The 10,432-nt window shown below is 68.7% G+C and carries 9 protein-coding genes; 5 read left to right on the top strand and 4 right to left on the bottom strand.

Annotation, left to right across the window (positions count from 1 at the left end; genetic code table 11):
• From VBO01S_RS29195 to VBO01S_RS29185, 3 genes are all read right to left on the bottom strand, one after another.
• On the bottom strand, nucleotides 1-1,038 hold a 1,038-nt coding region (locus tag VBO01S_RS29195; RefSeq protein WP_062482101.1), incomplete at its 3' end, for a phosphatase PAP2/dual specificity phosphatase family protein.
• The gene (locus VBO01S_RS29190) at nucleotides 1,035-2,801 is read right to left on the bottom strand and encodes a bifunctional alpha/beta hydrolase/class I SAM-dependent methyltransferase (protein ID WP_062482098.1); all 1,767 of its coding nucleotides are present in this window, start codon (nucleotides 2,799-2,801) and stop codon (nucleotides 1,035-1,037) included. The genes VBO01S_RS29195 and VBO01S_RS29190, both read right to left, overlap by 4 nt.
• 38 nt (nucleotides 2,802-2,839) lie before the next feature.
• Nucleotides 2,840-3,454, bottom strand: a complete 615-nt coding sequence (locus VBO01S_RS29185) for a CDP-alcohol phosphatidyltransferase family protein (protein WP_062482095.1) — start codon at nucleotides 3,452-3,454, stop codon at nucleotides 2,840-2,842.
• Nucleotides 3,455-3,540: 86 nt separating this feature from the next.
• On the opposite strand from VBO01S_RS29185, the gene ruvB reads away from it, so the two are divergent.
• The 3 genes from ruvB to VBO01S_RS29170 all read left to right on the top strand — a co-directional run bounded on the left by ruvB (nucleotide 3,541) and on the right by VBO01S_RS29170 (nucleotide 6,759).
• The gene (gene ruvB / locus VBO01S_RS29180; protein ID WP_062482092.1) at nucleotides 3,541-4,605 is read left to right on the top strand and encodes a Holliday junction branch migration DNA helicase RuvB; all 1,065 of its coding nucleotides are present in this window, start codon (nucleotides 3,541-3,543) and stop codon (nucleotides 4,603-4,605) included.
• A gap of 10 nt (nucleotides 4,606-4,615) precedes the next feature.
• Complete coding sequence (dmeF, locus tag VBO01S_RS29175) at nucleotides 4,616-5,572, top strand: CDF family Co(II)/Ni(II) efflux transporter DmeF (RefSeq protein WP_062482089.1); 957 nt, start codon at nucleotides 4,616-4,618, stop codon at nucleotides 5,570-5,572.
• Nucleotides 5,573-5,691: 119 nt separating this feature from the next.
• Nucleotides 5,692-6,759 carry a hypothetical protein gene (locus VBO01S_RS29170; RefSeq protein WP_157627490.1) on the top strand — a complete coding sequence of 356 codons (1,068 nt, stop codon included), beginning with the start codon at nucleotides 5,692-5,694 and terminating at the stop codon, nucleotides 6,757-6,759.
• A 15-nt stretch (nucleotides 6,760-6,774) separates the two neighbouring features.
• Here the strand turns inward: VBO01S_RS29170 and VBO01S_RS29165 are convergent, their stop codons facing one another.
• Complete coding sequence (locus VBO01S_RS29165; protein ID WP_062482082.1) at nucleotides 6,775-8,526, bottom strand: lysoplasmalogenase family protein; 1,752 nt, start codon at nucleotides 8,524-8,526, stop codon at nucleotides 6,775-6,777.
• A gap of 94 nt (nucleotides 8,527-8,620) precedes the next feature.
• On the opposite strand from VBO01S_RS29165, the gene VBO01S_RS29160 reads away from it, so the two are divergent.
• Complete coding sequence (locus tag VBO01S_RS29160) at nucleotides 8,621-9,490, top strand: UDP-2,3-diacylglucosamine diphosphatase (RefSeq protein ID WP_062482079.1); 870 nt, start codon at nucleotides 8,621-8,623, stop codon at nucleotides 9,488-9,490.
• 141 nt (nucleotides 9,491-9,631) lie between these two features.
• Nucleotides 9,632-10,432: acyl-CoA dehydrogenase family protein (locus VBO01S_RS29155; RefSeq protein WP_062482076.1), on the top strand; the 801-nt coding region annotated here is incomplete at its 3' end.

The raw sequence follows: 10,432 nt of genomic DNA, 5'->3' as shown, positions 1-10,432 counted from the left end.
CGGCACGCCGGCCGGCAGCTGCAGCTCGGCGCACAGGCTCACGAGCCGGGGTTGGCCGGCGGCGAGCCATTCGGCCTGCGTGGGGCGTCGGCCCAGGCGCAGGCCGGGCACCACCTCGACCGAGGCCGGCAGCTTGCGCGTCCAGAGCCACACATTGAAGGCCGCGGCCAGGCGGTAGGGCGCGAACAGCCAGCGCGCCGCCCAGCCCATGCGGCCGTGGCCGTCCATCTGGAAGCCGCGCGCGCCGAAGCCGAGGTAGTTGAGCGCCACCAGCGCGAGCGCCGCCGCCGGCCAGGCCAGCCACAGCGCCACGCCGCCGGTCGCCAGCGCCGCGAACAGGCACAGCGCTGCGCCCACGGCATAGAAGCCCGCGAGCTTCAGCCGCTGCGCATCGCGCGCCAGGCGCCACGCGCGCAGCATCGACACGCGGCGCGCCATCGGCCACAGCCACACGCAGAAGATGCCCAGCAGCGCGCCGGTCGGGATGTCGATGAAGTGGTGCTGCCAGGTCGTGAGCACCGAGGCGCAGATCGCGAAGGCCCACACATGCAGCACGAGCCGCGCCCACAGCGGCCGGATGAAGCGCCGGTACCAGTCCCACAGGATCACGGCCAGCGCGATGTGCAGCGACGGCGCCTGGTTGTAGGGCTGGTCGAAGCCGCGCAGCGCATTGAACAGGAAGGCCGGCGCGCCCTCCACCGGCGGCTGGCCGAAGCTGAAGTGCAGCGGCCAGAGGATGAAGCAGGTGCAGGCGATGAGCGTGGCGCTCACGAGCCGCAGCGCATGCCGGTCGAGCGTGTGGCGGTCGCGCGCCAGGAACAGCGACAGCGCGTAGAAGACGTTGATGGTCCAGTACGGAAAGATCGTCCAGGCCCAGAAGGGCACCTGGCGCTCCCAGTCGAAGGCCATCGAGGGCACGCTGGCGCGCGTGGTGGCCCACCAGTTGGCGAAGCCGTAGGTCGCGTAGAACAGCGGCCCCAGAAACACCAGCCACGCGGCGGCGCGTTTCCACGGCCGGGGCGCGCGCCGGGCGGTCATTGCGCGACGCGCACCGCCAGCGACACCGTGAAGATGCCCCACTCGTCCACCCGCTGGTCGATCTTGCGGAAGCCCGCCTCCTCGACCAGCTGGTCCATCTCGGCCTGCGTGCGCCGGCGCATCACCCAGGCTTCGCCCTGGCGGTGGCTGGTGAGCGCGCGGGCGATCATTTCGAGCTGCGGGTGCCAGGGCTGGCCGGTGTAGACCAGGTAGCCCCGGTCTTCCACCGCGTCGCCCACGCCCGCGAGCGAGCGGCGCACCATCTCGTTGTCGGGGAACAGCTCGTACAGGCCCGACACCACGGCCAGCGTGGGCCGCGGCGTCACGCTCGCCAGGCTGATGCGGTCGAAGGCGTCGGCCTGCACGAACTGGGCGACGTCTTCCAGGCCCTTTTCGGCGATGAGGGCCGTGCCGTCGCGCACGTTGATGTCGCTGTAGTCGCGCAGCAGGATCGAGCTGGCCTTCACCGGGCTGGCCAGCACCGCGTCGAGCACGTAGCGGCCGTGGCCGGCCGCGATGTCCATGAGCCGCACTTCGCGGTGCATCTCGACCAGCCGCTCCATCGCGATGCGCAGCAGCTCCTCGACGTGGATCTTGCGCTGGCGGATGCCGCGCCAGCCGATGGAGTCGAGGTAGGTGCGGTCGACCGAGCGGCCCAGCGCGCCCTTGCCCTGCGGCTGGTTGCGGTAGACGTAGTCGAGCGTGCTGCCCGAGTCGAAGCCCGTGGCGTGGCCCAGCGCGATGCCGCTGGACAGCGCGCCGCCCACGCGCAGCCCGCCGCGCGTGATCGCCCAGTAGGCGCCGCGCGGCGACAGGGGCGAGAGCGGTTCGGCCAGCGCGCGCGATTCGTCGGCCGTGTTGCCGCGCAGGTGCGCCTCGCGCAGGTCGACCGGCACGGCCGGTTCGTCGAAGCGTTGCAGGATGAATTCACGGATCGACGCCACCGCGGGCGCCCGGTCCTTCTCGCCCAGCGTGTCGTGGAAGAAGCCCGGCAGCACCGTCTTCGTCTTCACGGCGCTGCCCAGCCGATCGAAGAACTGGTGCTGCGGCTTGTGGTGCACCACCCAGTCGGCGCCCGAGATGAGCAGCTGCACCGGCAGCGTGATCGCGTTGGCGTCGGCCACCACGCGGTCGGCCGCCTCGTACAGGCCCAGCAGGATGTTGACGGCGATCGGGCGCGAGATCAGCGGGTCGTTCTTGTAGCTCTCGATGCGCGCGGGGTCGTGCGTGAGGAACTTCGGCTTCACGTAGCTGTTCACGAAGAACAGCCCGCGCAGCTTGTGCATGAGCGCCAGCCCTGGCCGCGCGAACGGCACGTAGAGCTTGACCTTGAAGGCCGGCGAGGCCAGCGTGAGGCCGCGCACCTTGGGTGCGTAGTCGTGCGCCCAGGTGGCGATCAGCACCGCGCCCACGCTCTGCGCCACCACGTGGATGTCGTGCTCGGGCACGCCGTGGGCGGCGGCGATGTGCTGCACGAAGGTCTGCACGTCGCGCACCGAGGTGCCGAAGCTGGGGCTGTAGCCGCGCTGGCCCGGCGACAGGCCGTGGCCGCGCGCGTCCCAGGCGAAGAAGTCGAAGTCGGGCAGGTTCAGCTCGTCCACCAGGTGCGCCATGCGCGCGCCGTGCTCGTGGCCGCGGTGGAACAGCAGCACGGCGCCGCGCCGCGCGGCGCCCGTGGCCGGCCAGTGGCGGTAGAACAGCGATTCGCCGTCGTGCGTGCGGAAGTGATGTTCGGCGGCGACGCGGGGTGTGGAAAGGGTCATGAAGAAGGTTCTTCTTTATTTATTTGTATGGGGGTGTTTCAGACGGCCGGCGCTTCAGCCTCGGCCAAGGCGCGGCGGATGCGGTTGACGACCGTCCAGGCCACCAGCGCGGCCACGAGCGGCATCAGCAGGGCGGTCCAGCCCGGCAGCGGCCCGCCGAGGGCGACATACAACCCGAGCGCGCCGAACACGAAGGCCCGGTCGCTCTTGCCCATCGGCCCGTCGTAGCGGCGCGAGGCGCCCACCGTCGGGCCCAGCGCGCCGGCGAATTCGCTCAGCCCGGCCAGCACGATGACCGTGCCGACCCAGAACGGCGCGAACGGCGCCACCAGCGCGAAAGGCAGGTAGAGCGCGGCGTCGGAGACCACGTCGGTGAGTTCGTTGAGGAAGGCGCCCAGCCGGCTTTGCTGGTGGTGCTCGCGTGCCAGCATGCCGTCGATGGCGTTGAAGGCCATGCGCAGGAACATCCAGGCGGGGATCAGGCCGAAGGCCGCCAGCGAGGGCGCGGCGAAGAACAGCCAGAGCCCGAGCCCGACCGACACCACGCAGGCCGCCAGCGTCACCTGGTTGGCCGTCACGCCCATCGCATGCAGCCGGACCACGAGCGGTCGCAGCAAGGCCTGGAAACGCGGTTTCAGTTCGTAGATGGACACGTTCTGACTTCCCTCTCTTGTTCTGTTCTGCAGGCATTCTGCCAGTGTGACCAGGGACTAAACTTGCCCCCGAAGACCCACCCCCAATGACCATCCAGACCGACGATTTCGCCCCCGCCCCGCAACGCGTGGTGTCCGCCGCCCCGGCCTCGCCCAACGAGGAGGCGATCGAGCGGGCGCTGCGGCCCAAGCTGCTCGACGAGTACGTCGGCCAGGCCAAGGTGCGCGAGCAGCTCGAGATCTTCATCGGCGCCGCGCGCAAGCGCAAAGAGGCGCTCGACCACGTGCTGCTGTTCGGCCCGCCGGGTCTGGGCAAGACCACGCTGTCGCACATCATCGCGGCCGAACTGGGCGTCAACCTGCGCCAGACCTCGGGCCCCGTGCTCGAAAAGCCCAAGGACCTGGCGGCGCTGCTGACCAACCTCGAGCCCAACGACGTGCTCTTCATCGACGAGATCCACCGCCTGAGCCCGGTCGTCGAGGAAATTTTGTACCCCGCGCTGGAGGACTACCAGATCGACATCATGATCGGCGAGGGCCCCGCGGCGCGCAGCATCAAGCTCGACCTGCAGCCCTTCACGCTGGTGGGCGCCACCACCCGCGCCGGCATGCTGACCAACCCGCTGCGCGACCGCTTCGGCATCGTCGCGCGGCTGGAGTTCTACACGCCCGAAGAGCTGGCGCTCATCGTGCGCCGCAGCGCCGGCCTGCTCAAGGTCGAGACCGACGCCGCCGGCGGCTTCGAGATCGCGCGCCGCTCGCGCGGCACGCCCCGCATCGCCAACCGCCTGCTGCGCCGCGTGCGCGACTACGCCGAGGTCAAGGGCAACGGCCGCATCACCGAGGACATCGCGCACAAGGCGCTGGCCATGCTCGACGTCGACCCGCAGGGCTTCGACCTCATGGACCGCAAGCTGCTCGAGGCCGTCATCCACCGCTTCGACGGCGGCCCGGTCGGCCTGGACAACGTCGCCGCCAGCATCGGCGAAGAGCGCGACACCATCGAGGACGTGATCGAGCCCTACCTCATCCAGCAGGGCTACCTGCAACGCACGCCGCGCGGGCGCATCGCCACGCTCGCGGCCTACCGCCACCTGGGCGTGGTGCCGCCCTCGGGCCGCGCCGACGGCCCGGACCTGTTCGGCGCCTGAAGAGAAAACCATGCACACCCACGACCTGAGCGCCTGGCAGCACGACCACCACTTCGGCGCGGGCAATGCCGCCGCCGAACGCAGCACCCGCCTCGTGATGTGGATCACCGCCGCCATGATGGTGGTCGAGATCGGCGCCGGCTGGTGGTTCAACTCCATGGCGCTTTTGGCCGACGGCTGGCACATGAGCTCGCACGCGCTGGCCATCGGCCTGAGCGCCTTTGCCTACGCCGCCGCGCGGCGCTACGCCCGCGACCCGCGCTTTGCCTTCGGCACCTGGAAGATCGAGGTGCTCGGCGGCTTCGCGAGCGCGCTGCTGCTGCTCGGCGTCGCCGCGCTCATGGTGGTCGGTTCGCTGGAGCGGCTGTGGTCGCCCGTGGCCATCCACTACCCCGAAGCCATCTCGATCGCGGTGCTGGGCCTGGTGGTGAACCTGGTCTGCGCGCGGCTCTTGGGGCATTCGCACGACCATCACGGCCATGACCACGGGCACGGCCATGACCACCACGGTCACGATCACGCGCATGGCCACGACCTCAACCTGCGCTCCGCCTACCTGCACGTGGTGGCCGACGCCGCCACCTCGGTGCTCGCCATCGCGGCGTTGCTGGGCGGCTGGTTCTACGGCTGGTCCTGGCTCGACCCGGCCATGGGCATCGTCGGCGCCGTGCTCGTCGCCGTCTGGGCCAAGGGCCTGCTGAAGGAAACCGGCAAGGTCCTGCTCGACCGCGAGATGGACCACCCCGTCACCGCCGAAATCCGCGAAGGCGTCGAGACGATGCTGGCCGATTCCGAAACCCGCGTGGCCGACCTGCACGTCTGGCGCGTCGGCCGCGATGCGTACGCCTGCGCGCTCACGGTGGTGACGCATTCGGCCACGCTCACGGCGGATCAGGTGCGGGCGTGCTTCTCGATGCACGAGGAGATCCGGCACTCGACGGTGGAGATCCAGCGCTGCGCTGAGTAGAGGAAGGGTTCCGCTGTTGCAGCCATCTCCTGTCTATCCATGAGAACGATGGCTCCGGCCTGCTTCAGAAATTCACGTGGACCCGTTTGCCGTGAGCGAACGCAAATCGGCGGCGCTGCATGAGCTTCCTTGATGCTTCTTGCGCCAGGACAGGCATCGGAAAAGCGCGCAAGTCACGAAACAGCACCTGGGTCGTTCTCGGCGCCATGTTTCTTTTCAGCCTTTCGGGCTGCAGCGTCCGCAAGGATTCGCCTGAAGAGCGCATCGGCAATTTCCAGTTCCAGTACGTGGATTTCACCGGCTACTTGCGTCCGGCCGATCCCTCGTACCTCATCGTCCGCCATGGCCGCCTTTTCCCGAAGGAGGTGAAGGCGCCTGATGAGACAGGTCGGTTCATCGCGATCGAAGCACGTTTGGCGGGCCCCCATCCAACATGGCTTGTGAGCAGTGCTTCCAACTTCTATTTCCTCAAGGAAGCATCGGATGGTTCGGTTGCGGTCACTCCGCTCCCGACCACGGCAAGGGCGATACCGAACGCATGGATCGCCAACGGAATTGCCACCACCCGACTCGATGCGGGCCGTTGGTTTGTTCACGACGCCAGAACGCACGAGCTGACGAATGGAAGAGCGCCGCCATACACGGGGCGAATTCTCGATGAGCGCTCGCTCCAGATTCAGTTGCTGCCGCTTCAATCGATTCCCGGGGTGGATTTCGATCTGGACGAAATCGTTTCGGTGTCGCCTGACAACAGCACGGCAGCTTGGTTCTCCTATCTGTTCTCATCAGGGGAGAAAAAAGGCGCTCTCACCGTCGTCGACAAAGACGGTGAAACGATGCCGTTCACCAAGTTGGATCCACTGCTCTACGACGATGCATCTCCCTTCAACGATGCCTGGACGCCGTGGTTCAACACCTTTGCCAGCTGGCGTCGCACGAAGGAAGGTCGCTGGGTCGTCGATATCGACCACGAAAAAGTGGCGGAACTGGTGGAGAAGCGGCGCCGAGAGAAAGAGGCTGAGGACGCTTGCCGCAAGCGTCAGCTCGAGCGGCCACTCGACTTGCGCGAGACCTCGACGACGGGGCCAGTCGCCGCCGTGGAGTCGATTCTGGACTGCGATCCGAACGCCGGAAAAAACGCACATCGGCTTCCCTTGCGCCGCAATGCAACAGATGGTCGCTTCTGATAGGGCGAGCGAAATCTACCCACTTCGAGGAGATTTCGCATGCCGCACGATCAGCATCTGCGCCGTGTAGTACGTCGCCAGCACCCACAGCGACGCCAGCGGCAGCGGCGACACGAAGCGGTTGATCGCCAGCAGCGCGTCGCTCAGCATGAAGAAGCAGGCGCCCACAGCCACCCACAGCGCGGCCGGGTCGCTTGAACGCAGCACCGCCGCACGCCCGATGGCCTGCGCCGCCATGCAGGCGATCACCACCACGTAGAAGCCGACCGGAATGCGCAGCGCCACCGGCAGGCCGCCCTGCCACAGGAACGCGTACATGCCCGCGCCGATCAGCAAGGTGGCCGCCAGCGCGCGGGGCCGCGGGAACAGCCCGACGCCGATGCGGAACAGCGCGATGTACGCCAGGTGCGCGAGCAGGAAGCACACCAGCCCAGGCACGAACAGGTTCGCCGGCCCCATCAGCAGCACGTCGCCCGCGAGCGAGAAGACCAGACCGGTCAGCAGCAGTGCATCGAAGCGCGTCATGCCGCCGGGCTGGCGTTGCGCGCGACGGGCCGCGAAGGCAATGGCGATCGCCAGCGCCAATGGCTTGAAGAGGAGGTGCAGCCAGCCGATGCCCAAGGCCGCGCTCGCCGTGGCCAGCGCGGCGGCCTCGACCAGCAGCACCTCGGTGACCGACAGCCGCCCCTGCAGCACCGCGCCCACGGCCCACAGCCCGGCCGTCAGCGCGGCCAGCCAGACGGCGGCCTGCGGCAGCGGCACGGCGTCGGAGAACCAGAGGAACACCGTCACGCCGGCCAGCAGCGCGAGGAACTGCAGGCCCGCGAACCACTGCACGCCCTGGCTCACCACGGGCTCGTAGCGCGTGACTTTCGCGATGTCGAAGGCGGGCTTCGGGTAGCGCGCCGCCACGTCGTCGGGGCGCCAGCCGGGCGGCTTGAACCACACGCGCAGCTTGTCGGACCAGCGGCGCGCATGCCATGAATCCCTGGCGAGCGCCCAGTAGACCTCGGCGTTGGCCCACAGCGGGTCCCAGCTTTTCAGCTCGCCGCGCGTGCCGTACACGCAGCGCTCGTCTTCTTCGCGGAAGGTGCCGAAGAGGCGGTCCCACACGATCAGCACGCCGCCGTAATTGCGGTCCAGATACGTGTCGTTCACCGCGTGGTGCACGCGGTGGTTCGAGGGCGAGCAGAACCAGCGGTCGAACCAGCCGAGCTTGCCGACCTGTTCGGTATGCACCCAGAACTGGTAGAGCAGGTCGATGAGCGCCACCACGACGAACACCAGCGGCGGCACGCCGGCCACGGCCATCGGCAGGTAGAAGACCCAGCCCAGCAGCGCGCCGCTCGAGGTCTGGCGCAGCGCGGTCGACAGGTTGTAGTGCTGGCTCTGGTGGTGCACCACGTGCGCGGCCCACAGCACGGCCGACTCGTGGCCCATGCGGTGCAGCCAGTAGTAGCAGAAGTCGTAGAACACCAGCGCCAGCAGCCAGCCGTACCAGGTGGTCCAGAACTCGCGCGCCGCCTCTTGCGGAAAGAGCGCCACCGCCGAATACACGGCCGTGTAGATGCCGATGCGCAGAAGACCCGTGAGCACCGCGCTGATCTGGCTCAGCATGCCCAGCCCGATGCTGTTCACGGCGTCGGCCAGGCGGTAGGTGTCCTGCCCGGTGCCGCGCCGGGCGCGCGCGCGGCCGACCGCGAACTCGATCGCGATCAGCAGAAAGAACACGGGGGACACGAGAACGATGATCTGGCCAGAGCGCATCGTCCGATTGTGGCGTTGCCCCGGTGCCACGCGTCACCGGGATGTCACGGAGTCGCCATCGTGCGGTCACGCGCGGCTGCGAACCTGCCGGACCATGCAACGCGACGACGCTTTCCTTCGCGCCTGGCGCGACACCGCGATCCAGCCTCCCGAGCCGGAGGACGACGATGCGGCGCGTCCGGCGCTGCGCTATCGCACCCTCTGGATCTCCGACCTGCACCTGGGCACGCCCGGCTGCCAGGCCCGGGCGCTGCTCGACTTTCTCAAGCACACCGAGTGCGAGACGCTGTTCCTGGTCGGCGACATCATCGACGGCTGGCAGCTCAAGCGCCACTGGTACTGGCCGCAGGCGCACAACGACGTGATCCAGAAGCTGCTGCGCAAGGCGCGCAAGGGCACGCGCGTGATCTTCATACCGGGCAACCACGACGAGTTCGCCCGCAAGTACCTCAACCACAACTTCGGCGGCATCGACGTGGCCGACGAGTGGATTCATGAGACGGCCGACGGCCGCAAGCTGTGGATCATCCATGGCGACCTGTTCGACGGCGTGATCCAGTGCGCCAAGTGGCTGGCTTACGTGGGCGACTCGCTCTACGAGTTCACGCTCAAGCTGAATCGCCACCTCAACTCGCTGCGCGCGCGCATGGGGCTGCCGTACTGGTCGCTCTCGAAGTACCTCAAGGGCAAGGTCAAGCGCGCCGTGAGCTACGTGGGCGACTTCGAGAACGCCGTGGCCCGCGAGGCCCGCAACCGCGGCGCGCAGGGCGTGGTCTGCGGCCACATCCACCACGCCGAGATGCGCGACATCGACGGCATCCTGTACTGCAACGACGGCGACTGGGTGGAAAGCCTCACCGCGCTGGCCGAGCATGCCGACGGCACGCTCGAGATCATCGACTGGGCGCAGCACATGCCCGTCGGGACGCAAGCGGTGCCGGCGCGCGAAGCGGTCGCGGCCTGAACGTTCGGCCCGGCATGGGCCTCAACTGAAGAAAAAAGCGCTCACCGCCGCGGTGGGGCGCCCACGTTCGTCCGATCCGACGATGCCGCGCCGGCCCGCGCGCCGCACACTTGCCGGGTGTGAACCCTGTGAGACAACACCATGGCCTGGACCCTCAGCGCGGCGGAGACCGCGTTTCGCGACGAGGTTCGCGACTTTCTTGCGCGCGAGCTGACGCCTGAGCTGCGCGCCGCAGGGCGTCGCTGCTCCGGCATCTTCACCGACTACGCCGACGGCAACCGCTGGCACCGCGTGCTGGCCCAACGCGGCTGGAGCGTGCCGCACTGGCCGGTGGAACACGGCGGCACCGGCTGGACGCCGATGCAGCACTACCTCTTCGCGAGCGAGCTGGCCGCGGCCGACGCGCCGCCGCGCGCGCCCATGGGGCCCGGCATGGTCGCGCCGGTGATCATCGCCTTCGGCACCGAGGCGCAGAAACAGGCCTGGCTGCCCGGCATCCGCTCGGGCGAGGACTACTGGTGCCAGGGCTATTCCGAGCCGCAGTCGGGCTCCGACCTGGCCTCGCTGCAATGCAAGGCGGTGCGCGACGGCGACGACTACGTCATCAACGGCACCAAGATCTGGACCACCCACGCGCAGTACGCCAACCGCATGTTCTGCCTCGTGCGCACGGCCTCGGGCGGCAAGGCGCAGCAGGGCATCAGCTTCCTGTGCTTCGACATCCCCCAGGCCGGCCTGACGATCCGCCCGATCATCAGCATCTCGGGCGACCACGAGCTCAACCAGGTGTTCTTCGACGACGTGCGCGTGCCCGCCAGCGGCCTCATCGGCGAGGAGAACCAGGGCTGGACGGTGGCCAAGTACCTGCTGCAGCACGAGCGCGGCGGGGCCTGGGCGCCGATGCTGCGCGCGCGCCTGCGCCGGCTGCGCGCTGCGGCCGAC

Source organism: Variovorax boronicumulans NBRC 103145, from assembly GCF_001591345.1.
GTDB classification, from domain to species: domain Bacteria; phylum Pseudomonadota; class Gammaproteobacteria; order Burkholderiales; family Burkholderiaceae_C; genus Variovorax; species Variovorax boronicumulans.
The sequence above is the reverse complement of the archived record's forward strand: the minus strand, read 5'-3'. Positions and strand labels throughout refer to the sequence as shown.

Bases quoted from the DNA above. Each gene is read 5' to 3' on its own strand.
- VBO01S_RS29190 (WP_062482098.1), bottom strand. From the start codon at position 2,801: ATGACCCTTTCCACACCCCGCGTCGCCGCCGAACATCACTTCCGCACG.
- ruvB (WP_062482092.1), top strand. From the start codon at position 3,541: ATGACCATCCAGACCGACGATTTCGCCCCCGCCCCGCAACGCGTGGTG.
- dmeF (WP_062482089.1), top strand. From the start codon at position 4,616: ATGCACACCCACGACCTGAGCGCCTGGCAGCACGACCACCACTTCGGC.
- VBO01S_RS29170 (WP_157627490.1), top strand. From the start codon at position 5,692: ATGAGCTTCCTTGATGCTTCTTGCGCCAGGACAGGCATCGGAAAAGCG.
- VBO01S_RS29165 (WP_062482082.1), bottom strand. From the start codon at position 8,526: ATGCGCTCTGGCCAGATCATCGTTCTCGTGTCCCCCGTGTTCTTTCTG.
- VBO01S_RS29160 (WP_062482079.1), top strand. From the start codon at position 8,621: ATGCAACGCGACGACGCTTTCCTTCGCGCCTGGCGCGACACCGCGATC.